The 22514-nt window shown below is 41.5% G+C and carries 23 protein-coding genes, 1 rRNA gene and 1 other RNA gene; 10 read left to right on the plus strand and 15 right to left on the minus strand.

Translation table 11 applies throughout. The annotated features are described in order from the left end of the window. Positions 1 to 174 precede the first annotated feature (174 nt). The 3 genes from NSE_RS00110 to rnpB form a co-directional block, all read right to left on the minus strand. Positions 175 to 633, minus strand: a complete 459-nt coding sequence (locus tag NSE_RS00110) for a hypothetical protein (RefSeq protein ID WP_157858652.1) — start codon at positions 631 to 633, stop codon at positions 175 to 177. 391 nt (positions 634 to 1024) lie between these two features. Next, the gene (locus NSE_RS00115; RefSeq protein WP_041917447.1) at positions 1025 to 1900 is read right to left on the minus strand and encodes a hypothetical protein; all 876 of its coding nucleotides are present in this window, start codon (positions 1898 to 1900) and stop codon (positions 1025 to 1027) included. A gap of 26 nt (positions 1901 to 1926) precedes the next feature. Next, positions 1927 to 2284, minus strand: an RNA gene (gene rnpB / locus NSE_RS04015) — RNase P RNA component class A. Between the two features lie 118 nt (positions 2285 to 2402). Between rnpB and NSE_RS04075 the strand changes: the two genes are divergently transcribed. After that, entirely contained in the window at positions 2403 to 2564 is a 162-nt protein-coding gene (locus NSE_RS04075; RefSeq protein ID WP_011451437.1) for a hypothetical protein, read from the plus strand. 61 nt (positions 2565 to 2625) lie between these two features. Here NSE_RS04075 and NSE_RS00125 read toward each other — a convergent pair whose 3' ends face one another. The 7 genes from NSE_RS00125 to NSE_RS00155 all read right to left on the minus strand — a co-directional run bounded on the left by NSE_RS00125 (position 2626) and on the right by NSE_RS00155 (position 7523). Next, complete coding sequence (locus NSE_RS00125) at positions 2626 to 3384, minus strand: queuosine precursor transporter (RefSeq protein WP_227028960.1); 759 nt, start codon at positions 3382 to 3384, stop codon at positions 2626 to 2628. A gap of 246 nt (positions 3385 to 3630) precedes the next feature. Continuing rightward, positions 3631 to 4599: a phosphoribosylformylglycinamidine cyclo-ligase gene (gene purM, locus NSE_RS00130; RefSeq protein ID WP_011451440.1), complete on the minus strand. Its 969-nt coding sequence runs from the start codon at positions 4597 to 4599 to the stop codon at positions 3631 to 3633. 210 nt (positions 4600 to 4809) lie between these two features. After that, positions 4810 to 5136: a cation:proton antiporter subunit C gene (locus NSE_RS00135; protein WP_011451441.1), complete on the minus strand. Its 327-nt coding sequence runs from the start codon at positions 5134 to 5136 to the stop codon at positions 4810 to 4812. A 211-nt stretch (positions 5137 to 5347) separates the two neighbouring features. After that, the gene (locus tag NSE_RS00140; RefSeq protein ID WP_041917450.1) at positions 5348 to 5788 is read right to left on the minus strand and encodes a Na(+)/H(+) antiporter subunit B; all 441 of its coding nucleotides are present in this window, start codon (positions 5786 to 5788) and stop codon (positions 5348 to 5350) included. Further along, entirely contained in the window at positions 5778 to 6314 is a 537-nt protein-coding gene (locus NSE_RS00145; RefSeq protein ID WP_041917451.1) for a DUF4040 domain-containing protein, read from the minus strand. The genes NSE_RS00140 and NSE_RS00145 overlap by 11 nt, the downstream gene beginning before the upstream one ends. A 31-nt stretch (positions 6315 to 6345) precedes the next feature. Then, positions 6346 to 6615, minus strand: coding sequence for a monovalent cation/H(+) antiporter subunit G (locus NSE_RS00150; protein WP_041917452.1), 270 nt, complete (start codon positions 6613 to 6615; stop codon positions 6346 to 6348). Positions 6616 to 6824: 209 nt separating this feature from the next. Beyond that, positions 6825 to 7523 carry an RsmE family RNA methyltransferase gene (locus tag NSE_RS00155; RefSeq protein WP_041917453.1) on the minus strand — a complete coding sequence of 233 codons (699 nt, stop codon included), beginning with the start codon at positions 7521 to 7523 and terminating at the stop codon, positions 6825 to 6827. Between the two features lie 504 nt (positions 7524 to 8027). On the opposite strand from NSE_RS00155, the gene NSE_RS00160 reads away from it, so the two are divergent. From NSE_RS00160 to NSE_RS00175, 4 genes are all read left to right on the plus strand, one after another. Continuing rightward, positions 8028 to 8330, plus strand: coding sequence for a helix-turn-helix domain-containing protein (locus NSE_RS00160; protein ID WP_011451446.1), 303 nt, complete (start codon positions 8028 to 8030; stop codon positions 8328 to 8330). Positions 8331 to 8381: 51 nt separating this feature from the next. Further along, positions 8382 to 8768 (plus strand): DNA-directed RNA polymerase subunit omega, encoded by a 387-nt coding sequence (gene rpoZ / locus NSE_RS03975; protein ID WP_011451447.1) that lies wholly within the window; start codon positions 8382 to 8384, stop codon positions 8766 to 8768. Between the two features lie 21 nt (positions 8769 to 8789). Beyond that, positions 8790 to 9701: a riboflavin biosynthesis protein RibF gene (gene ribF, locus NSE_RS00170; RefSeq protein WP_011451448.1), complete on the plus strand. Its 912-nt coding sequence runs from the start codon at positions 8790 to 8792 to the stop codon at positions 9699 to 9701. Positions 9702 to 9877: 176 nt separating this feature from the next. Beyond that, positions 9878 to 10783, plus strand: coding sequence for a hypothetical protein (locus NSE_RS00175; RefSeq protein ID WP_157858653.1), 906 nt, complete (start codon positions 9878 to 9880; stop codon positions 10781 to 10783). A gap of 4 nt (positions 10784 to 10787) precedes the next feature. Here NSE_RS00175 and NSE_RS00180 read toward each other — a convergent pair whose 3' ends face one another. Continuing rightward, a complete protein-coding gene (locus tag NSE_RS00180; protein ID WP_011451450.1) occupies positions 10788 to 12521 on the minus strand; it encodes a type I secretion system permease/ATPase in 1734 nt (577 codons plus the stop codon). A gap of 270 nt (positions 12522 to 12791) precedes the next feature. Here NSE_RS00180 and NSE_RS00185 point away from each other — a divergent pair, with 270 nt between their 5' ends. Continuing rightward, positions 12792 to 13589: an enoyl-ACP reductase FabI gene (locus NSE_RS00185; protein WP_011451451.1), complete on the plus strand. Its 798-nt coding sequence runs from the start codon at positions 12792 to 12794 to the stop codon at positions 13587 to 13589. 57 nt (positions 13590 to 13646) lie between these two features. Here the strand turns inward: NSE_RS00185 and thiS are convergent, their stop codons facing one another. Continuing rightward, the gene (thiS, locus tag NSE_RS00190) at positions 13647 to 13865 is read right to left on the minus strand and encodes a sulfur carrier protein ThiS (RefSeq protein WP_011451452.1); all 219 of its coding nucleotides are present in this window, start codon (positions 13863 to 13865) and stop codon (positions 13647 to 13649) included. A gap of 26 nt (positions 13866 to 13891) precedes the next feature. Further along, positions 13892 to 14428 (minus strand): gamma carbonic anhydrase family protein, encoded by a 537-nt coding sequence (locus NSE_RS00195; protein WP_041917455.1) that lies wholly within the window; start codon positions 14426 to 14428, stop codon positions 13892 to 13894. A 327-nt stretch (positions 14429 to 14755) separates the two neighbouring features. On the opposite strand from NSE_RS00195, the gene NSE_RS00200 reads away from it, so the two are divergent. From NSE_RS00200 to argS, 4 genes are all read left to right on the plus strand, one after another. After that, positions 14756 to 16252 (plus strand): 16S ribosomal RNA (locus NSE_RS00200). A gap of 67 nt (positions 16253 to 16319) precedes the next feature. Further along, complete coding sequence (gene sdhC, locus NSE_RS00205; protein WP_041917456.1) at positions 16320 to 16697, plus strand: succinate dehydrogenase, cytochrome b556 subunit; 378 nt, start codon at positions 16320 to 16322, stop codon at positions 16695 to 16697. Next, on the plus strand, positions 16694 to 17023 hold the full coding sequence (sdhD, locus tag NSE_RS00210; protein ID WP_011451455.1) for a succinate dehydrogenase, hydrophobic membrane anchor protein: 330 nt from the start codon (positions 16694 to 16696) through the stop codon (positions 17021 to 17023). The genes sdhC and sdhD overlap by 4 nt, the downstream gene beginning before the upstream one ends. 4 nt (positions 17024 to 17027) lie before the next feature. Further along, positions 17028 to 18740, plus strand: coding sequence for an arginine--tRNA ligase (argS, locus tag NSE_RS00215; RefSeq protein WP_011451456.1), 1713 nt, complete (start codon positions 17028 to 17030; stop codon positions 18738 to 18740). 117 nt (positions 18741 to 18857) lie between these two features. Here argS and NSE_RS00220 read toward each other — a convergent pair whose 3' ends face one another. Continuing rightward, on the minus strand, positions 18858 to 19562 hold the full coding sequence (locus tag NSE_RS00220) for a Bax inhibitor-1/YccA family protein (RefSeq protein ID WP_410517877.1): 705 nt from the start codon (positions 19560 to 19562) through the stop codon (positions 18858 to 18860). A gap of 165 nt (positions 19563 to 19727) precedes the next feature. After that, positions 19728 to 22151: a hypothetical protein gene (locus tag NSE_RS00225; RefSeq protein WP_157858695.1), complete on the minus strand. Its 2424-nt coding sequence runs from the start codon at positions 22149 to 22151 to the stop codon at positions 19728 to 19730. Between the last annotated feature and the right edge of the window lie 363 nt (positions 22152 to 22514).

Here is a 22514-nt window from a genome sequence, read left to right on the forward strand (position 1 = left end):
ACGTCTCAGGTGCAAGAAATGTCGTGTCGAAGTTTACTTGGGATATAAGAAAGCACGGCACTGAAAGGAAATTTACCTAGGGATACCACAGAATTGCCAAGAAGGTGTAACACTGATAGGAATACCATTCAAGGAAATCTCAAACTCAGGGAAACAGTTACATGTAGGGGTTTCCTAACCCTTTTCTCTTGCAGAGACCGCGAAAAACCCAAGGGGTCTGTCTAGAGGAGTAAGGGTGATTTCTATCTCTTCTTTTTCTCTGGAAAATATCGCGGAAAATTCCCTATTTAGAGAAAGGCTTTCTACGTAATTAGAAGATAGTCCATTATCAAGATGCAGCCTTTGGAAAAATTTTTCTATACTGATTGTTCTCCAATCCTTTCCAATTCGCTCCATGCACGGTGCGTCCATATACAGAACATTATCCTTAGAAATAATCGCATAAAAAATGGTATCTTTTCTCATCGCACTTGCAAACAAGAGATTCTGGAACTCTGTTATGATAAGCATTCTCTGCGTTTTGCAGATCAGATAGGTTGCTGTTGCAACTAGGAATATGAATATTGCCCCAATTACAATCATTGAAATTGCTAAATTATCCAAGGAGTACTTTGATGGATCCGCCGTCAGCATTCCTGAGGTGCAATAGAGCAAGAAGAACGTGGCAACAATGATAATACAAAGCCAGTAGATCGTCTTGAATGGATTAAATCCTTGGGCCCTAATATAAAAATCACTACAGTTCTTAATGATATTGTATATATTCCGATGTGAAACGATCCGTCTGGAATGCATTAGTTAACCTTATCCGATATAAACACTAGGTATATTTTAAGGTGAATAAGGTAAAAATTTTGTTGAGTATAAAAATGTTAACAAAATATGTTTTTGAAAAGGATACCGCGCACAGTGGAAAATGTTTTTACAATATAGAAAACAACCACAAGGCGAAATACCAATAAGATCAAGACATTGAAGAAGCGTACCTTACTAGGAGAAAGAGATCTGGCAATGCTAATCTGTACTACAGCGTCCTTGGTTTTGATTCTCTTGAACCATATCGTGGCATATTTTCTGCAATCTTGGGACCGCTGTTCAAGCCTGCCTCACACTCTTTAACCACATTGTTTAGGTTGCCACTGTTAAAAGGTGAACCCGCAATGTTGCTCGGTAATTTCAATACATCCCAAGCCACCATAGCTGGCCAAACCATCGTCACAATCGGAAGCATTGTTAAACCTGCTCCAACTAATGGAATGCCACCTGGCGCGACAATGGCAACCACTATAGCCTTGACCAATGTAACAGGCGTACTGAGGGACTTAGCCCGCATAACTTTCTCTAGACACTCAATATCAGATGGTGTTCTTGTAGGATCCGAATCGTTTCCCTTAGGAGCAATTTTTGCTCCTAACGATTTCATCAAACCTGAAAATCCACTAGAGATGTCTATACCAGTAGCTTTTTCTATCTTCGCACTGACCTGTGCAAGAACTCCGGATGAACCCTCAATTTTTGCAAGATCAGCAAGCAAGGCTTCTTTTTCTTTCTTGCTTACCTCCTTCATCTTTTTTTCGGCTTGTATAATTGCTTCGTGTAGAGCCTGCACCTCGCAGTGACATTCCAGCACCATGTCATAACATCCCACCAGTGAACGTGCTTGAGCAATCACTTCCTCTGTCGATAATCTGTGTAAATCGTTTAATCCAAGAAGATTTTTGTTTTGTCGGCAGAATTCCGCCAAACTAGGACTGGCAACCCTTACTTCACCAAGAAAAGCCTCTTGATTAGCTTCTAAGCTACTTCTCCGTGTTCTCATCCCGGCAGCCAGATCACCAATAATGTTGGACTCTTCTATTCTCCTTTTGAGTGACTTCGGTATTTTCCTGCCATCTTGCATATTTTTCCACTCCGATAAATTCGGTTAAAACGAGGTGCCCCATAAGCCGGGTTCTGTATACGGTAGTCATTCATCTAGGGTACACATTACTATGCACTTCAAGCGACCTACCCGAAAAATCTATCGCGCGAGAGCACACTCTTCTTCTGTTTGGTCTTGCTCCTGGTAGAGTTTACCTATGCCATCCACGTTGCCGCGAACGCGGTGCGCTCTTACCGCACCTTTTCACCCTTACCTGAAAAAAACAGGCGGTTATTTTCTGTGGCACTTGTCCTGGGCTAAGCCCGGCGGAAGTTATCCGCTACCATTCTCCCGTGGAGCCCGGACTTTCCTCTCCTCAATTTTTGAATCATCAAAAGAGCAGCAACTACCTCAGGCACCTCGCAGGCTAGTATATCAATTTCAGGCAGCTTATAGAAGATATTGAAAGGCTTTTTCTTAAAAGAAGCATTAACTAGGCCTTTATCTCTATTGCTTTTGGATAGCAATTATAAAGTAGTTCATGAATAGTTTTTATAGGTGTATTACTGAAGGAGGTGTTGAAAGACGATTTGTCCTAATTGTTTTGAAAAATAGAGAGGATGTTCTTAATAACGTAGCTGATTATAGGTGGTTTACAAAAGGTTTGCCCTTAGGAAGGACATCAATTAGGGCTTCGTGCTAATCATTTTGTAAAGCAATCTTGATCAACCTACAAAACTTGAAGCTATTTCAACTAGCGTTCTCTATGCTAGTCGTTTTGCGAAATAGAGAAAGGGTGTTCCTAATAATGCAACTAATATCCTTATCCAATAGGTTCCTAGTATGTACGTGAACACTAAACTCTTCATTTCGACTGGTTTTCCTGTAAGAACATACCATGCAAGAGTTGAGAATATTATGTTGTCTATCAACGAGGATAATCCTGTACCTATTACGTTGCGCAGCCAAAGAAAACGTCGGTTTGGAAGAATCTGCTTTAGACCACTGAAGATATAAATATCGGAAAGCTGACTGACCAAATATGCGATAATTCCAGAAAATAGAAGTGTGGCATTACTTTGGAAGAGTCTTTGCATGCAGGAATAGTGGACGTCTGTTTTAGGACTATAGCTTAGTGTGATTATCATTTCCAAGGTGAAGAATGCATACAAGAGAAAACTCAAATACACACTTGTCTTCGCCGCTTTGACTCCGCGATACTCCGTCAGAATGTTATTAGCAAGGAAAATTGATGAAAAAGAAATTGTTCCAAGTGCTACTGGAGTATCCTGAAAGAAAAACTGTGCCTGTCTCAAGACCTGTATATTTGCAAGAATAAAAACGCAACTACTGAAAGCACAAATCCCTTTTTCTCCAAAGAATTTAAAACTTATAAGTATTGTCATCATGCACAGAAGAAACTCCATTAGACTAGTTGTGTATGACGGAAGACCTTCTAAGTATTTTATTGAATCCAGAAATATTTGTTCCAAGGCAGTGCAAACTTGATGGTTCACTCTCATAAATATCCAAGATTTTGCAGTAGGATGGTAGGTGCAAAACGGTATTTACACTGCTGCATGTTATCTTGAGATAATCTTAAAGGGCTAAATGAGTGTTTAAGGGCGGCGCAGTCCAGAAGGATGGAAATTAACTTCTAGATTAAGCATGACAAAAATCTATCCTGGTCCAAGGGAACTGAGTGAATATTTCAGGGAAGCGTAATCTAAAAGGCAAGGGTAAACTCCGGGGCTTGGTTTGCTGAAATCCTACTTAAGGTTTCCGATAATTAGAGCTTCCTCTCCTAGTGTCTCGGAAACAAACTCAGCATTTTGCTCCGCGACAACCAAAACCATTCCTATGCCACAGTTAAAAGTAGTTAACATTTCTTCTTGCGGAATATTACCGTTCAGCATGAGCCACTTGAAAATTTCGGGAAACTCATAAGGCTGAATACAGATTTTTAGGTCTTCTGGAAGAACCCTTCTAAGATTTTCTAGTAGTCCGCCACCCGTGATGTGTGCAGCCGCCTTTATGAATTTTTTCAAAGAAAGAAACGAATTCACATATATTTTTGTTGGGGTTAGGAGTATCTCACCCCAGGTTCTTTTATCGAACAGTGTTGAGTACTTAATACTTAAGCTGGAGAAAGTTTTGCGGATAAGTGAGAATCCATTCGCATGAAAGCCTGATGATTTCAGCCCAATAAGGATGTCACCTTTCGTGACATTTTGTGGGAGAATTTCCTCTTTTTCAACTATTCCGACAGCAAAGCCGGCTAAATCGTATTCACCAGCACTGTATAAGCCGGGCATTTCAGCGGTTTCTCCCCCTACCAGTGACATGGAAGCCTCTCTACACCCGACTAGAATCCCTGAGATTACTGCGCGTGCTACATCGAGCTCAAGTTTCCCTGTCGAGTAATAATCAAGAAAAAAGAGCGGTTTTGCCCCGTGACAGATCAGGTCGTTGGCGCACATGGCTACTAGGTCTATACCAATACTAGCATGGTTATTGCACTCATTTGCTATCAATAGCTTAGTTCCAACACCGTCTGTTGCTGCAGCAATTACAGGGTCCTTGTAATTCAAATTGCCTACGGAGAATAAAGAAGCAAACCCACCAATAGCGGAAACGCAGTGCTTATCAACCTCTGCGTTCTTTTTAATAAAATCAACAAAGCTGTTCGCGGTATCTATATTCACACCGGAGCTTTTGTAGGAGAGAGTTTTTTTCATTTTCAGGCAGAACTCACCGCTGAAAAGGTGCTGCGGTAATAACTGTATATGAGTGCAGGTAGACCGCGATTGTATCACAACTTCTAGCGATGTTTCCACTAGCTCGCTCTTCTCACAATTCGTTGGATTTGCAAAATAATCCTTTATGCGACCAGAACGGCAACGTTTATATCAAAAGAATGCCTAAGGAACAGGACTTTCAGTCCAATCCTAGACGTTTTTTGTATTGCTGTCTTTTGGTGTTTTGTTCATCAGTATGACTAATGTTAAGCCTAATGCTAAAGTTGCAACGCCAACAACGATTGCTGTGAGCATCAAAACATGAGGTAAGGGATTAACATAATTTTCTACATTAGGTGAAATCACTGGAGTCGCAGCACCCTCAATATATGCAAGAGATATGTAAAGCAACAAAACAGATGACTGAAAAAGCCCAAGGCCTATGAGTTTTTTTATCGGTCTGGGACTTGCCATTATTATGTACAGCCCAACTACCATTACCCACACCACTACTGCATAGTTGTAAAATGTGAACATAAACACTTCCATTAGTTGTGCTCTAGAATAGCACATTTAGTACGAAAAGTTTTTGTTGTGCTCAGTAAAGGACTTTTTATTAGCAACAGCGAAAATGCGGACGAATACACGCTTACACAAGAAGTTTTTACACGTAATTGGCACTAAGCGCATCTTCCAATTGGTAAAAGCGGAAACCTAGGCAGGTACATTTGCGTACAAAGACTTTGCGCTAGTCGGTTTTGAGTGTCTTTTTCACCAGCAAGAGTGAAAAGCACATGTATATAGACAATATTGAGCTGAAAACAGTAAGTCCCACGCCCAACTCAAGCACAAAAATACCAATTTCTTGAGATAGTAGAGGCAAGGCCTCAATTATATGAGAGTGCTGTAGAAAGGATGCATTCTGAAGTAACGGTACTAAACCTGTTGATAAGTAAATCAGTGCGCCAGTAGCTCCTTGGCGGATTAGAGTCTTTGGACCAAGAAAATGAAGAAGTGGATCAAGACCAAATACGAGTGAGTACGTTATCAAAGATGCTGCAAGTAATACCCCGGCCTGGAAACCTCCACCGGGGGAAATCTCCCCATGTACTTGAATGTACACGGCAAACAAAATAATAAGTGGGATAATCCCCGAAGCTAGGACCTTCAACACTTTATCACCTATCATTTTCCTTACCGAAGCCCAATAAAATAAAAACTGATAAAGCCGCTGTGAACACAACAATTGTCTCTATCAAAGTGTCATACCCTCTGAAACCAGCTAGCACTGCTGTAATGACATTTGGAAAACCAAATAACGGTTCTGTGTTTTCCAAATAATATCGATAAACCTCATTGTTAACTGCAGCAGTGGGTGAGCCATATCTAGGAAGATCTCCTGTAATATAAAGTAAGATGCCTCCAATCATAACGCTCGCAAATAATGCTGGAACGGTCCTGCCCGAATAGTGGATACCTTCTCTGCCGATTAAACGCCCAGCCCACAAAACGAAGACAGTTGAGATACAACTTCCCACAGCATTCTCAGTAATTGCAACGTCTGCTGCATTCATTGTCATGTACAAAAGGGTGAGGAAGAAGCTAACCAGACCAAGATAGATAACTTCGGTTAATAGGTCTTCGACGTGTGCCAGCGCGGTGGTAACGAAAAAGAGAAGGAACAGAAGTGTGATCCTCAATATTATGAGTTCCATAAGTTATCGATTCTGAGGTACCAGCATATACTTATTCTAATTTGGACTTACACAAAAGATACGAACAAAGCGAGGAGGTAACCCATACCATTGGAATGAGTAGTAAAACCTTTAGTGTCGTAACTGAAAATCCAAATTTAAGCGCACATCCGAGAAGTATAAGTGGCGCACCAAAAGAGTCCGTCATACTTGCTGAATGGACCTTCAAAAAAAAACACGGAAAACGGATCATACCAATGGTTCCGCTGAACATAAAGATAACTCCTACCAGGGCAATTAATAACCCCAAGAATTCAAACATAGACACCACACACGCAATGATAAAACACGACTAATCGACGCAAAATGAATCAACTCTAGTACTTATAGAGCAAGTACAGAGCTCATTGTTCCGAACTCAAGAAGACGTACGACCAATACAGCTCCTAAGTGAATAGAACGAATCACCTCTAATACTCATAAAGCAAGTACGGGGTCTATTATCCCAAATGTGTGGAAAAGTTCAATTTTTCATTTAGGAGTTCGCGTGAGGTGGCTATACACAGACCTTACCTGAGCTATTGCAGAAGTTGCTGCGGTGCTACAACGCAATATAGTTCTGCCTAGCGAGATTCTTTTGTTAATCAAGGAGAGTTCTTCATGGGAAAATCCTCCTTCTGGCCCAATGACTATAGTGTAAGAGCTTAAGATAGGAATATCGCAGATAACAGAGTCAGAAAGTGTTTCATCGCAAATGAACACGTTTTCATGATATGTTTCTACTTCCTTTAGTGCGATGGGTGGTAGTAGAACGGGTATACTCATCCGACGACATTGTTGTGCCGCTTCGATTGCCCAAAGCTCAAGTTTTTCGAGATCCTTGTTCTTATTTTCCGTGCGCGATGAGTATATTGGCCGTAGCACTGTGACATCTAGCTCTGTCGCCTGTCTAACAATTTCCTTAAGCGCTTTGTGTTTTGGGACTGCAAAGCACAAATTGATATCATATGGGTAACTTGCTGTTTGTGGTCGAATTTGTATATCAGGTACCAAAAAATTGTGGTTAACTTTTGCTATCCACTCACCACTCCTGCCGTTGAACACTATAACCTGACCTTCTTTTTGTAAGCGCATCACTGAGAATAGGTAATGCTGTTTTTTCGGATCTATACAGATTTTTGTACCTTTTTCTATAGTTTCAACATTTAGGAACAACCTTGTAAGCCGCATTTCTGATTATACGAGGAGAACACCCAACTCTAACATAAACAAAGCGAGCATGATGTTATGTATTTCCTATTCCCAGTGTCACGAATACAAAAGAGTTGCATAGTTCAGATTTTTTTACTGCCCACTGCCATCCAAAATTAATTTGCGTGAGATAACGAACACTTTTTTCCAACAAACCGCTCCTGCACAATAAATCGTGCCTTGAAAGGGGTGAATCAGGAAATCAGTAGACATATCGTAATAATTTTGTTCTAATACAGGCCGGCAGTTTGTAAATATTTAATAATCGCGAAGCTGCTTTGATTTGGCTTACCTTTTAAACCTACTTTCGTAGGGCATTTAGGACTTTTGTAGTGTTTATATTACAATCTGGGTGTGAAGTTCATAATGAATATGGTGTTTTTCGAAATCAAGAAGTGCCATGCAATATATATTATTTATGGATAATTTACCTAATATTGTTTATAATACCACTTAGTGTAGTAGTTGGGACGGAAAGAAATAATGTTAAAAGATATTGTTAGAGATGATAAGATCTCAGAAGGGGGGGAGTACGTTGATGTGGACCGCTTCAGTATTTCGGATCCCAGTCAGCTTAGTGATGTGCGCAGTATCCTTGTGAAGAGGATTTCGCAGATCATTGCTTATAATAATTGGAGTCAGAAGTATGCTGCCAGTCTTTTGAAGATTGATCAGCCGAAGGTTTCACAGATAAAGAGCTTCAAAACTGAAGGTTTTTCCTTGGAGAGATTGCTCAAGTTTTTTATCCTTCTTGGTTGGAAGGTTGATGTTAGGTTGACAAAGTAAGTTGTTGCTTCCGGTTTTTTGTGTTACCCTAGGCCTTTCTTTTGTCTTGCGATGCGCGATTGGCGTTTTTTCGAGGATGGGAATTTGTCCTGTTCCAGATTTGAGCTGGTGATACTTGCGAGCCAGAGGGCCTATGATTTGCAAAGTGGTTCCTTGCCTGATGTCCAACACGAAGAAAGTGATAAGAGCCCTGTAATTGCGCTAAAGGAGCTATACTCTCTAAGCATGGATTACGAGAAACTCTTCCATGCTGCCATAAGGAGAATAGTTCATTTTTCAGGTTCTGGTTATGCTGGTATTTCGTCGGATTCGGGTGCGGCTAGACCTCATGCTAGAGGCCTCGTAGAACACATTGATCACGATCTTGTTGAGGAGCGTGACTCGGAAGTTTTCTCTGATTCTGAGTTTTCCTTTGCTGAAGATGAGGGGGATGAGTAGGTAGGGTTTTTGCCTCTGTAGATGCAGGTTTACCATACTCCCGAGCTGCTTCCCCACCCTTCAGTCGTTACCTTTGGTAACTTTGACGGGGTACATTTAGGGCATCTGGCCTTGCTCTCTGCGCTGTCCGGTGTCAGTAAGTTAGCTGATTTACATAGGGTTGTCATCACTTTTGATCCTCATCCATTCTGTTTTCTTAAGCGCAAAAAGGACTTCCTTATTACAGATCAGTACACTAAAACAGTTCTCCTTTCTCCATATGCGGATTCTCTATATTTCATAAAGTTCGATGATGAGCTTAGGAGTTTGTCTCCCGAGGATTTTCTGAAATTTCTGTCTTCTTTTCTGAATCTCAAATACCTTATAAACGCCGAAAATTGCAGATTCGGAAAGTTTAGTTCCGGTGGCATAGCTGAAATAGAAAAATATCAGGAATTGCTTTCATATAAGGCTGTAGTCATAAAGCCCGAGCTTAACGATTCTGGCAGTAGGTACTCCTCTACTCTGGTCCGGACAAGCATCAAGGATGGTGATATGCTGAGTGCAAGGCAACTCTTGGGGCGGTATCACAGTATACGTGGCATTATTCGGAGAGATAGGGGCCTTGCTAGTACTATTGGTTTTCCCACAATCAATATTGCAATTCCCGAGGAGATAATTAAGCCAAGACTTGGTGTGTACGTGGTTGATGTTTCCATAGAAGGTACTATACATAGGGGCATAGCAAATATTGGTAAAAGACCCACTACCTCTGGCAGTGGTGAAGTTATCTTAGAAGTGCATATTTTTAACTTCTCTGACAATGTATATGGCAAAGATGCAACAGTGTATCTAAAGGCTTTTCTACGAGAAGAAAAGCTTTTTCCGTCTGTTGAGAGACTAAGAGAGCAAATCCTAGCAGATATCCGCGCTGTCCTTTCTATGAATTTCTAAGTTCATTTTCTCATTTGTGCAATCTCATTCTTCCTCAGTATGATACGTCTTTTTAGTTTAGTTGATACTAAAATTTACATATAACAGTCAAGCTTATTTGATTTTAAGATTAAAAACTTTATTAGTATTGCAATTCTTTTATCCTAATGCTATAATAAAAACATATTAGAGGAAGAATGACACATATGAACATAGATGAATTGGCACAGCACATACAAAAGCTCTTTAGTGAAAAATTAAAGCTGAATTTTGATCTTGAGGTTTTCAAAGATGCGCTTGGCCACCTTGATCCGATGGAGATTGATGATCTGAGTGTCTACGTAGACAGCTTAGCGAAATTTGGTTCGGAAGATAGCGTCATAAAAAAGATGTTGGAGGCTGTGTGCAGTGAGAAAGAGTGTGGCAAGCAGTTAACCGAGCTACTCAATAGGTGGAATGGCATTTTTCCAGATAATCCTATACCTGCTATACCTGTTGTACCTGCGCTAAAACCTGAAGTTGTGAGCACCGCAAATAATGGGCTTATAGCAGCAACTGTGGTCTTGGGGATTTTATGTGCTTCTCTGTTGGCTGGAGGTACTGCGTACATAATGCATAGAAGAGCGACTGGATCTGTGAACCTTGAAGATCACTTCAAAAACAATATCGAGCTGATTGGTCTCAGAAGTAACGTCGAGATGATCGATAAAGGCACAATGAAGGAGACAGATAGGGGCACAATAGCAGGATCGCCACTAAAGCGGAGTGCTAGCATGTCAGATTTACCACGAGATGCTTTTCCGGATGCTACCGAACCACTAAGTCGGAGTTCTAGCAGGTCAGATTTATCACAAAATGCTTCTGCGGTTTCTAGCAAATCAACAGCATCTGAGCTTATCGAGCGTTTCAATTCACTCAGTGCTGCTTCTCCGGTTATTGGTAAATCATCAAATCAGGGTACTGGTACTCATAGTACTAGCACTACTAGCACGTCAGATTTATCATACAATACCAGCAAGCCAGAAAATCTGCACGACGGTCCTTCTTCAAGCTTAGATAAAGCGGAGCTTGATCAAGCCACTGGACAGCTAACTAGGCTGTAGGTGCCTAATTGGATTCGCTGCTCTGTTCTTTGGTTCCTATGGAGAGTTGTTTGATGATTTCGTCTTTCTCTCCAAGGAACGCGATTGTTCCTTCTTTTACAAGCATAAGCCAGTCAACTTCGCTTAGTAGAGAGAAATTATGGGTCATAAGAAGTGTGGTGATCCTTGCTTCTCTTGCGTAGCGTAGAGCTTTGGCTAGGTGTGCCTCTCCACTTGAATCAAGATTTGCATTAGGTTCATCTAGTACAAGAAGTTTTATATTTCCATAAAAAGCTCTTGCTATTCCTATACGCTGACGTTGTCCTCCTGACAAAACTGAGCCACCGGCGCCTATAACGGTGTCGTACCCATTTGGGAGGTGTAATATCATTTCATGGACACCGGCAATTTTCGCTGCCCTCACGACTTCTGCTGGGTCAATGTCTGGGTTAAATCTTGATATGTTCTCCTTAACCGTTGCGTTGAATAATTCTATATCCTGAGGTAGGTATCCCACATGCTTACCAAAGTGCTTACGTTCCCAGGTGTATGTATCAGCACCATCGAGTCGCACTACCCCAGCTATTGGTTTAAGAACTCCAACGGTCAATCTTGCTATAGTGGACTTTCCAGCTGCACTGCTGCCTACGACTCCCACTACTTTACCAGCTGGGATGGTAAAAGAAACTCCTTTAATTGTTGGCTTAGAACCACCTAATGGAGTGTATATTACTCTGTCAAATTCTATTTCCCCGCTGGGTTCCGGAAGCTTCATGGCTTGAGACCTTACAGGGGAAGTGATAAGCATATTCTGTAGCCTACCATACGAGGTTTTTGCCTGCGATAAATTCTTCCAGTTTGAAATCGCGATTTCAAACGGTGCTAATGCCCTCCCCATTAGAATTGATACGGCAATTATCCCTCCTGCTGTCTTGTGTCCAGAAATAGCAAGGTAAGCTCCGATTCCGATCACAGCGATTTGCAACGTAAAGCGTACCGCCTTTGTGAATGCCATGATTATGTATGAACGACTCAAAGCAAGTGTCTGTGTATCTCTGACTAGGGCATTTTTTTTACTCCATTTTTCGACTATAGGTTCGATCATACCCATAGCCTCTACTACTTCGGAGTTTCGTGTTGCTATCTCTATTTCATTCAAATTACGCACATTTGCTTCATTGCTCTGACGCGCAAGATTTCTGGTTGCAAAATCGTTTAATAGTGCGATACCGATGAGTGTAACTATGCCTACAATAGCAACGATACCAAGGGTAAAATTTATTAGGAATATTGCGACCAAATATAATATTGACCATGGGGCATCGAAAAATGCAAAGACTCCGTTTCCAGTAAGAAATCCGCGAATGATCTGCATGTCTCGCATAGTTTCACCACTTGATGTGCCTGGTCTAACCGATATAAGTGCAATTGCGTTGTTCAGCAGTCCTGGTGTTAGGGTGTCGTCAAACCAATTACCAACTTTTACGGTGATCATAGCTCGTGAAGCATCAAGAACCGATGAGCACGCGAAAGCACACAAAGTTATCACTGTAAGTGCCATTAGCGTCGAAGTACTGCCACTTGAGAGTACTCTATCAAGAACCTGCGAGGTGTAGAGTGGTAAAAACAGTGCTAGCACATTTATTCCCGAACTGAACCAAAAAAGAATCCAAAATACGGATTTGCACTTATGCAAGGTTTTATGGAGTATGGTCTCTTTGAGTTTTTCTTCAATAGGTGCATCCGTACTTCTTATCATTTCGCATTGATTACTTATGTAAGGACGTATTATCTCAGGAAAAGGTGTCTCCCTCAATGTAAAATTGCTAATGCTGTGTTAATGAATTAAAATTCTCGTCTCACATAGGCACCTAATGTCATTTCCCAGAAGTTGAGTCTAAACAGTGCTCAAATTTTAATTCTGGAAGTGAAAATACATTTTACTCCTTCTTGGAGTTGCTAATCATTAAGTTCTATTTCTTAGTTTATCATAGTACAATACTGTGGTTGTCTTAGATGTGGTGGGTTAATGCTGAAGGGAAAGTTGGGTGTAATATTGGGTGTTGCGAATGACCGTTCGATTGCATATGCAATAGGAAAGATTTGTAGAGAAAATGGGGCGGAGCTGATTCTTACATGTCCGACTGACCAATTTAAAAAACGTTTAGGTCCAATAGCTGAGGAATTTGGAGGTTCCGCACTTGTGTGTTGTGATGTTTCACAGGAAAGCCAGGTGGAAGAACTCTTTCGCTTTATTAAGGAAAAATATGGAAGGCTCGACTTTGTCGTACACTCCGTTGCTTTTTCGGATAAGGAAGAACTACAGGGTGATTATATAAATACTTCTCTTAGTAATTTTTTGAATTCAATGCATATTTCATGCTATTCCCTCACTTCGGTTTGTAGATATGCTTTGCCATTGATGAAGGAAAGTGGTGGCAGTGTTCTTACTTTGTCCTACTACGGAGCTGAAAAAGTGATTCCTCACTATAATGTTATGGGTGTGTGTAAAGCTGCTTTAGAAGCAAGTGTCAAATATTTAGCTGTTGATCTTGGTAAATACAATATAAGGATTAATACAATTTCTGCAGGACCGATTAAGACTCTTGCTTCCTCTGCAATTGGAAAATTTTCCTACATACTTAAGTGGAACAAGCATAATGCGCCTATAAAGAGGAATACCACTAAGGAAGACGTTGCTGGTGCAGCCCTCTACTTTTTGAGTGATCTAAGCGGTGGAACCACAGGTAGTACATTACACGTTGACTGTGGATATCATGTGATTGGTATGAGAGCCGTGGAGCTACCATCGGATATCATGACCTAATGATCAATTTGTATCTGATCTATCTAATTAGCGTATAGGGATCCTGATTAAAAACTTTCACCCACCTCCGACAAACTCTACGATTTCTACTGAATCACCTGCTTTTAACACGTGTTCGCCATATAAAGACCTCGGTATAATGATTTGATTCAATTCAACTGCCATTTGCGATGTGTCAAGTTTTAGCAAGTGCACCAAGTCTGACAATGTAGTTCCCGGTTCCACAGCAATATTGTCACCATTTACATTGATGATTATTTTCTCTTTGTCTGACATTTTTCCAAAAACTGCGTAAGAAATGCTTAAAAAGTTGTCTTGTTCGATAAATCTCTTATATATTCCTCTGCAAGTGCAGCGTACCTTATTGCGGACTCTCTTATATGTGAGATTTCCTCTGCAGTAAGTATTCTCACAAATTTTGCTGGTCTCCCCAGCCATAGTTCACCGGATTTTATCCGTTTGTTAGACGTCACTAAAGAGCCAGCTGCAACCATTGATCCACTTTCCATAATAGCGCCATCCATTATTATCGAGCCCATACCTACGAAAGTTTCGTCCATTAAAGTGCACGCATGTAATAAGCATTGATGTCCAACAGTGACATAGTTACCAATTTCTGTGTGGCCTTTTTCACCGTGGCTAACATGTATCATTGTGCAATCTTGAATATTTGTATAACTGCCAATGTTTATGTAATTAACATCGCCTCGAATATTGCACCCATACCAAATACTGCTTCTAGTACCAACTGTAACGTTTCCAATAAGAAATGCATTCTCAGCTATGAAATAGGTGTCGGCGGTACTTGGAAAGGTCCCTTTCAATTTCAACAGGGTCATGGTAAACGAGAGATATCCCACGGGATTATAATTGTTGGAAGACGCTTATGGTAGGTATTCCAGGTGTTGTAGATGTGATTTTTGCGTCAGGTTGTTATTTCGTATTACTTCCTTGACGAATTCTGCATTTTTGATAATTCTGTGTGTGAAATCAAAATAGGATCGCATGGATTACGTGCCTATGTTGACTCATGAAGTTTTGTGTAGTATCCATAGAGCTTAGGCGCGTGCCTCTCTGGAGCAGCGCGGTCGGTTGTTTGAGTAGTGAGAAAGTAAGTAAAGACAGCGAAACGTTAATTTATAGAGTTTGAATAAATCAAATTCTCCTGATTTGAGAGTTTGATCCTGGCTCAGAACGAACGCTAGCGGTAGGCTTAACACATGCAAGTCGAACGGAATCAAAGCTGCTTGCAGCCTTGGTCCCGTGGCAGACGGGTGCGTAACGCGTGGGAACTTGCCTGGTAGTAGGGAATAACCAGTGGAAACATTGGGCAACACCCTATACGCCCTGAGGGGGAAAATTTATTGCTATCAGATAGGCCCGCGTTAGATTAGCTAGTTGGTGGGGTAATGGCCTACCAAGGCGACGATCTATAGCTGGTCTGAGAGGATGATCAGCCACACTGGAACTGAGACACGGTCCAGACTCCTACGGGAGGCAGCAGTGAGGAATATTGGACAATGGGCGAAAGCCTGATCCAGCCATACCGCATGAGTGATGAAGGCCCTTGGGTTGTAAAGCTCTTTTAGTGGGGAAGATAGTGACGGTACCCACAGAAGAAGTCCCGGCTAACTCCGTGCCAGCAGCCGCGGTAATACGGAGGGGGCTAGCGTTGTTCGGAATTACTGGGCGTAAAGGGTGCGTAGGCGGTCCCGTAAGTTAGGTGTGAAATCCTTGGGCTTAACCCAGGAACTGCATTTAAAACTGCGGGACTCGAACGTGAGAGAGGGCAATGGAATTTTTGGTGTAGGGGTGAAATCCGTAGATATCAAGAGGAACGTCAGGGGCGAAAGCGATTGCCTGGATCACAGTTGACGCTGAGGCACGAAAGCGTGGGGAGCAAACAGGATTAGATACCCTGGTAGTCCACGCTGTAAACGATGAGTGTTAAAAGTGGGTTATTTTATCTGCTTTGTAGCTAACGCGTTAAACACTCCGCCTGGGGACTACGGTCGCAAGACTAAAACTCAAAGGAATTGACGGGGACTCGCACAAGCGGTGGAGTATGTGGTTTAATTCGATGCAACGCGAAAAACCTTACCATACCTTGACATGTGGATCGTATCCCTCTGAAGGGAGGGAGTCAGTTCGGCTGGATCCAACACAGGTGTTGCATGGCTGTCGTCAGCTCGTGTCGTGAGATGTTGGGTTAAGTCCCGCAACGAGCGCAACCCTCATCCTTAGTTGCCAGCGGTTCGGCCGGGAACTTTAAGGAAACTGCCAGTGACAAGCTGGAGGAAGGTGGGGACGACGTCAAGTCATCATGGCCCTTATGGTATGGGCTACACACGTACTACAATGGCAACTACAATGGGCTAGCTACACCGTAAGGTGATGCAAATCTCCTAAAAGTTGTCTCAGTACGGATTGCCTTCTGCAACTCGAAGGCATGAAGTTGGAATCGCTAGTAATCGCAGATCAGCATGCTGCGGTGAATACGTTCTCGGGTCTTGTACACACTGCCCGTCAGGCCATGGGAGTTCATCTTACTCGAAGCTAGTGAGCTGACCGCAAGGAGGCAGCTATCTACGGTGGGGTGGGTGACTGGGGTTAAGTCGTAACAAGGTAGCCGTAGGTGAACCTGCGGCTGGATTACCTCCTTTTATTTAGGCGAAAGCCTAACATTTGTTTCGCTGTCTTTGCGTACTTTCTTTCTCTTGTTTCTTGTTCATGAGATCTCCTCTTTCCCCTTCTCTTTTTGCCTATCGTTTTCCTCTGGCTGCGATCTTGTCAATAAGTCATAGACTTTCAGGGGCGTTTTTGTTTTTTTATACAGGTTTTTTTTCTTGGTATGTTTTTGCTTGCTTCTACATGCCGTCTTCATTTTTGCACACTGTCCTGAGCCCATTTTTTTCGGGTTATTTGGCTGGCTTTCTCTTGTGTTTCTTTCTTTTCTTTTTTTGCTATCATCTTTGTAGTGGGGTTAGGCACCTTTTCTGGGATTTTTGTACTGGTCTTTCCCAGGCTTCTGTGAAGGTAAGTAACTTTCTCGTTATTATTGCTGCCCTTTTGCTGTTCTTCTTAATGTTTTCTCTTACTTACCTATGAGATGTGTTGTTAGGAGTTGGTTAGCTCAACGCATTACAGCTCTTTTGCTGTTTTTGTTATTTATCTTTTTACTTTTCTCGCTTCGTTCTTCTAAATGGATTTTCCCATTTGATGTCGAATATCTAAGTTGCCATTGGGGTGTCCTTTTGGTATTTGCTATGTTCGTGTTAATTGCTCAGTGCCACGCTTTGCTCGGATTAAATGTAATAATAGAGGATTACATCGCTTCCTCTATTCTACGGAAGGTCCTTGTTTCTTTGAACATTATCTTTGTTGGCTCTACTCTTTTTGCGTTTGTAGCTGTATTTTATAGATTATTTTTTTAGCCTTATGGACTTGTTCTTGAGGTTAGGTAATGTACTGACTGAAGTGGTTACCTCGATTTTCGGTGTGACACTTAGTGAACAAGTTTTGCTCTGGAACTCTCCAAAAAAAAGAGAGTATGGAGACTTTTCCACGGCCATTTCTTTTCTCATTGCCAAAGAGGTTAGGCTTTCCTTACATGAGGTAGCTTGTTCTATAGCGGATGGTTTAAGATCTTTTAAGGACCTTTTCAAGAATGTCTCTGTAGCCTCTGGGGGTTTTATTAACGTTTTTCTTACAAGTGACACATGGTCCGAATTTTTGGCTGCGGTGAGTGATGATGCTGGTGGTTATGGATTTTCGGATATTGGCCATGCTGTTCCTTTGAACCTAGAGTTTGTGTCAGCGAATCCTACTGGTCCGCTTCACTTAGGACATATTAGAGGCGCGGTTCTCTTTGATATCTTTGCAGAGCTGTTGGACAAGTTCGGGTTTTCCCTTACGCGGGAGTACTACATTAATGACGCCGGAAAACAAATTGATTTACTAGTCTATTCCGTCTTCGTACGGTTTTGCGAGCAGCTGCGGAAAAAAGAGAGCGATAATTTTCCGAGTAATTGCTATGCCGGCGACTATATAAGGGATATAGCAAGTTATCTTATTTCCACGTTTCCTGATTCCGTTAAAGATACTACAGAGTTGAAAAGCTTCTCAGACACTTTCCGGGAAGTGATACTTTCACTAACCATGGACATGATAAAGTCCGATTTAGCTAAGTTGGGCATAAGTTACGATTGTTATGTCAGGGAAAAAGAGCTGCATGAGGGAAATTATATTGAAAAGGTAATAGCAGTCCTTGACGAAAAAGGTTATTTAGATGAGGAAGAATTGCCGTCGCCTAAGGGGAAGAGTGGGGATTGGGTAGAAAGAAGACAAAAGGTCTTCCTTTCGACGAAGTTTGGTGATGACACGAATAGAGCGCTACAAAAAGTAGATGGGAGTTGGACTTATTTCGCATCGGATGTTGCATATCACTATCATAAACTTGAACGTGGTTTCAATCATATGATTGTTGGTTTAGGTGCTGATCACGCTGGGTATGTTAAGAGGCTTTCTGGTGTAGTCGAGGCACTCTCTGGAGGTGATGCACGCATCGATATCAAATTGTATAATCTTGTTAACCTTTTCAGAAATGGAAAGCCAGTAAAACTTTCTAAACGCAATGGTGACCTTATAACGCTCGATGATGTCCTAGAGAGTGGTATTACGGTAAGTGAAATACGATTCGCCATGCTGACTAAAAGTAGCGAAATCGTGTTGGATTTTGATTTAGATAAATTCGTTCGTGCCTCGTACGATAACCCGCTTTTTTATGTCCAGTACGCGCATGCACGTTGCTCTTCCTTACTTAGAAAACGTGGACCTTCAGCTAAGTGTGATGCTGCAATGCTTGTGGAAAAACAGGAGCTTGATTTGATGGTTACTCTTGCAAAGTTACCTTCTCTTCTTAAAGTGATTGTAGTTTCAGGTGAAGTGCATAAGTTGACTTTTTATTTACATGAAGTTGCAGAAAGGTTTCATGCTTTGTGGAACGCAGGTATGATAGAAAACAAGTTCAGATTCATTATAGAAGATGAACCAGAGCTCACGAACGCAAGGTTGATATTGGTGAAAGCTGTGAAGAACACACTAGCTTCTGTTCTCAAAGTGATGAAAATTGAACCTGCAGAAAGAATGTAAAGACACCCAGACGACGAGGCCTCACAGCCTAGCAAGGCCATTAAAACAAAAAAGAACGACCTGAATGCCTTGCAAGAGAACTCAGCTAAGACTCTCGCAAGGACCCAGCGACCACCTCTACTTCCGCTCACCCATGAGGTTTAGTAAGCTAATAAAAATATTAATAAAATCGAAGTATAGTGTAAGTGCACCAACTACAGCGATCTTCGAAAGTGTCTCTTCATCTGCATTGACAGAGAAATAATAAAAATCCCTAATGCGCTGTACATCATAAGCGGTAAGACCAGTAAATATCACAACACCAAGCGCGGACACAGCGAAATAAATAGCTGGACTAGCAAGAAAGACATTCACCAAAGCAGCAATCAGAATACCCACGACTCCCATCGTAAGAAAAGAGCCCATTCCCGTCAAATCTGTCCTAGTATTATTCCCGTATATTGCCATTGCTCCAAACATCGTCGCTGCAATAAAAAAGACCCTCGCTATGCTAGCGCCAGTATAAGCAATGAACACCCAAGATAGAGAAAGTCCCATAAGCACCGAGAAGCACCAGAACAAAACTTTCGCTCTTTCGGAGGTCATACCTGAAATCCTCGTACTAAAGACTATAACAAACACTACAGGGGCAAACATCACGACCCACTGGAGTGGTGTTTGATACAACAAGGAGAGCATAGCCGGAGAGCTTGCAACAAAGAAAGCAGTTAGACCAGTTATCCCAAGAGCCGCAGCCATATAGTTGAAGACCTTCACCATATACATTCTCAGCCCTTCGTTTCTATAAGCAGAATCTGTTGAAGTAGAAGAATAACGGTTGATAAAACTCATATAAGCAAAATAGCTACGAACAAACAAACATCCATTATACAACAGTTAGCTCCATTATTATACCCTGTTTCCACGCGAATTAACAAATTTTCTACGTTTTGGGAAAGACTATAATTTTCAGATTATAAGGCCCCTTTCCAGAGGCCCTAATCACATTCAAACTACCCTTGAAGCCTGAGTTCTCGTATGCGAATTGCATCCCAAGGATGGGACACAGGTTTTGCTTTGTTCCTCCTTCATTCCGCTTTCCCTGAGTTTAGCAGTTATCTCAGGTTCTCGAGTCAGAATAGACTTGATTTTATCATGCTCTGTACCAGTGCTAAATGCATATCTGTTTTTTTGGGGATTATCATGCGCTTTGTTTTGTTCATAGTTCAGGTGATGTACGCGGAAGCCTTTTTCAGAAAGGGCTTCTCTGATTTTACTAAGTCTCATTGTGTCCTCTTGTATCAATGGAACTTTCTGAGAGAGTGCTTCCTTAACTTTACCGAGTTCCCTGGCCTTACCTAGCACTAGGGCATGTTTCTCAGAGAGTGCTTCCTTAACTTTGCCAAGTTCTCCGGCCTTACGCAGCACTAGAGCGTGTTTCTCAGAGAGTGTTTCCTTGATTTTGCCAAGTTCTCCAGCCTTACCTAGCACTAGAGCGTGTTTCTGAGAGAGTGCTTCCTTAACTTTGCCAAGTTCTCCGGCCTTACCCAGCACTAGAGCATGTTTCTCAGAGAGTGTTTCCTTGATTTTGCCAAGTTCTCCAGCCTTACCTAGCACTAGAGCGTGTTTCTGAGAGAGTGCTTCCTTGATAGCGTTAAGTGCTCCAGTTTCCTTCTTATTGAGCGGATGTCTCTCGGAAAGTGTTTGCTCGATCTTGCTGAGTTCTCCATTTTTGCTGTGCGAAGAAGGACTCTGATCGAAGGATTTTTCCTTATTTTTGGTAGACTGAGTGAAAATAGAACGTAAAGCAGCATACCCTTGCAAGAATATTTCTTTGATTCTGTCCAGTATACGTCTCAACCATGATTTATTCGGAACTGTCTTATGAGTTTCCTCTCCTTGAGACAGTGCCTTCCTGGTACTAATGGGAGTTTCTGTGATCGTTTTCTGCTGCGTTTTCGGAAGAGAAACATCAACTGTGTGTTCCTTGAGATGCAACTTAGGTATTGTTACACTGAATATATCTGCGGTTATTGCGCCATCTTCCAAATTAAGAAGGTCACTTCTTACGTTGTTATTTCTTTTTACTTGGGCATACACATGTTCGCTTTTGTCATCAATTTTTTCCCTATGCGCGCGAAGTGCCGGGTGTGCTTTTTCAGCAAGCTGCTCAAAGGAGTGGGTGGGTGATGCTAAGTAAGCTTCTATATCGTCAAGGCTTTCGTAAATTTCTTCTTCTTGATATATGGAAGAACTTGGTTCATTTGCTGTTCTTTTAGGTGAACTGCTCATAGAACCAGTGTGTTGATGCTCATCCAGTTCTGGTATAGGTTTGAGGTCCCACGGGTCTAGGTAGATTGGTTCACTTTCTTTATTTTCATGTTTGTTCCTAGAGGTATGTGTAAATGCTTTTACTCCTGAAGGTATGTTCCCAACTTGTTCCTCATTTACGGATGTGGAGGAGGTATGCGATTCCTGTATGTGAGCCTCTTTTTGTGCATTGCCTGAAAGAAGAGAATTCTGACTTTGTGAGCTAGTAATTTCGCTTTCTGCAGAGTCTTTGTTTTGTTCCTTTATAGAGATGCTGTTTGTGTTTATAGGATCGATGCTCTTATCACCTTTGATCCATTTTGAGTTGTATATTGCGTCAAAAATCTCTGGTAGAGGTGGACGTTTTACTATGGCTTCATTTCTGATGGTGTTCCCGCTATCTGTTGAAGCAAAACTTTCTCGATCACTTTTTTGTGGTTCAGTTGTGTGTTCCAGCTCAGACGTTTGACCTATCTGTACGTTTTGCTCATCTGTGACTTGCTTTATTGAAAGAAGTGAATCGCGGGTACCTTTCGATGCTTTAAACGATGATGAAAGTATATAAGCAGCGATTCCATCAGTACTGATACTACCGGTTTCGGATGCTGAATCTATTTCATGAGCAGAGGCATTTTTTGTATCTATATTCGAAATTGCTGAATTAGGTACTGAAGTGTTGTCAATTCCTGAATCACCAACACTGCTTCTTATGGAATGGCTTTCATTGCCTATGGATGCAGTTTCGTAAATTTCATCGTATATACCAATACCCAAGTCCGATGTGCTCATCTCCTCATCAATGTAAGGGATTGCATCTTCGTTCCCATATTCATTCGGGATCCCGGGTAAAGGGCGTTTCTCATATTCCTCTCGGAGAGGTGTTGCGGATGCTGTTGTCTCTAGTTTTGGTGTAACGAATTTCTCTTCTGGTATTTGATTTGGTAATTTGGCTGCAGCAATGTGAGACTTTTGTGTAATGATTTTTTCAACAGTACCAGAGTTTTGTTGGACAATTTTCTTCGCTGGTTTTCCTTTTGGTATCTTCCTTGCAGTTGTATTAGACTTTATAGTGCTTCGGTTTATCGGAACGAATGTAGCGAGTTTCTTCTTCAATTTCTGCATACTAAATTTTTGCATACTATGTTGAGTAAGTGACTTATATTCTAATATTGATATATTATCTTTAACAAATTCTTTTAATTCGTTATTCTTAAATGAAAATTCAAACTAAAGTCTCAAATTTTAATATTTTTAAGAGGCTGTTACGGGTAATTCAGTATTGCGATGCGCTGTGAGGGATTGCACTTGAGTAAAAGAAAATCTTTACGAATCTAATCTTGCGGATTTAGAGGAGAGTGCTACACTGAAGGCACACGGTTGTCCTGAGCATTTTGATAGTAGTGCTTTTGTTGCGTGCTCAGTTTCTCGTGTTAGAGAGGTTTTGTATATGGCTAAAGTAGCAAGCAAGACGAACCCTGGAAGGCA

The sequence above is a fragment of the Neorickettsia sennetsu str. Miyayama genome (genome assembly GCF_000013165.1).
Classification (GTDB): Bacteria; Pseudomonadota; Alphaproteobacteria; order Rickettsiales; family Anaplasmataceae; genus Neorickettsia; species Neorickettsia sennetsu.

Bases quoted from the DNA above. Each gene is read 5' to 3' on its own strand.
- NSE_RS00145 (WP_041917451.1), bottom strand. From the start codon at position 6,314: ATGGAACTCATAATATTGAGGATCACACTTCTGTTCCTTCTCTTTTTC.
- rpoZ (WP_011451447.1), top strand. From the start codon at position 8,382: ATGCGCGATTGGCGTTTTTTCGAGGATGGGAATTTGTCCTGTTCCAGA.
- thiS (WP_011451452.1), bottom strand. From the start codon at position 13,865: ATGTCAGACAAAGAGAAAATAATCATCAATGTAAATGGTGACAATATT.
- sdhC (WP_041917456.1), top strand. From the start codon at position 16,320: ATGAGATCTCCTCTTTCCCCTTCTCTTTTTGCCTATCGTTTTCCTCTG.
- NSE_RS00180 (WP_011451450.1), bottom strand. From the start codon at position 12,521: ATGATAAGAAGTACGGATGCACCTATTGAAGAAAAACTCAAAGAGACC.
- NSE_RS00155 (WP_041917453.1), bottom strand. From the start codon at position 7,523: ATGCGGCTTACAAGGTTGTTCCTAAATGTTGAAACTATAGAAAAAGGT.
- NSE_RS04075 (WP_011451437.1), top strand. From the start codon at position 2,403: ATGAATAGTTTTTATAGGTGTATTACTGAAGGAGGTGTTGAAAGACGA.
- NSE_RS00225 (WP_157858695.1), bottom strand. From the start codon at position 22,151: ATGCAGAAATTGAAGAAGAAACTCGCTACATTCGTTCCGATAAACCGA.
- ribF (WP_011451448.1), top strand. From the start codon at position 8,790: ATGCAGGTTTACCATACTCCCGAGCTGCTTCCCCACCCTTCAGTCGTT.
- NSE_RS00115 (WP_041917447.1), bottom strand. From the start codon at position 1,900: ATGCAAGATGGCAGGAAAATACCGAAGTCACTCAAAAGGAGAATAGAA.
- NSE_RS00160 (WP_011451446.1), top strand. From the start codon at position 8,028: ATGTTAAAAGATATTGTTAGAGATGATAAGATCTCAGAAGGGGGGGAG.
- NSE_RS00125 (WP_227028960.1), bottom strand. From the start codon at position 3,384: ATGAGAGTGAACCATCAAGTTTGCACTGCCTTGGAACAAATATTTCTG.
- NSE_RS00150 (WP_041917452.1), bottom strand. From the start codon at position 6,615: ATGTTTGAATTCTTGGGGTTATTAATTGCCCTGGTAGGAGTTATCTTT.
- NSE_RS00185 (WP_011451451.1), top strand. From the start codon at position 12,792: ATGCTGAAGGGAAAGTTGGGTGTAATATTGGGTGTTGCGAATGACCGT.
- sdhD (WP_011451455.1), top strand. From the start codon at position 16,694: ATGAGATGTGTTGTTAGGAGTTGGTTAGCTCAACGCATTACAGCTCTT.
- NSE_RS00175 (WP_157858653.1), top strand. From the start codon at position 9,878: ATGACACATATGAACATAGATGAATTGGCACAGCACATACAAAAGCTC.
- NSE_RS00140 (WP_041917450.1), bottom strand. From the start codon at position 5,788: ATGATAGGTGATAAAGTGTTGAAGGTCCTAGCTTCGGGGATTATCCCA.
- argS (WP_011451456.1), top strand. From the start codon at position 17,028: ATGGACTTGTTCTTGAGGTTAGGTAATGTACTGACTGAAGTGGTTACC.
- NSE_RS00110 (WP_157858652.1), bottom strand. From the start codon at position 633: ATGCTGACGGCGGATCCATCAAAGTACTCCTTGGATAATTTAGCAATT.
- NSE_RS00195 (WP_041917455.1), bottom strand. From the start codon at position 14,428: ATGACCCTGTTGAAATTGAAAGGGACCTTTCCAAGTACCGCCGACACC.
- purM (WP_011451440.1), bottom strand. From the start codon at position 4,599: ATGAAAAAAACTCTCTCCTACAAAAGCTCCGGTGTGAATATAGATACC.
- NSE_RS00135 (WP_011451441.1), bottom strand. From the start codon at position 5,136: ATGTTCACATTTTACAACTATGCAGTAGTGGTGTGGGTAATGGTAGTT.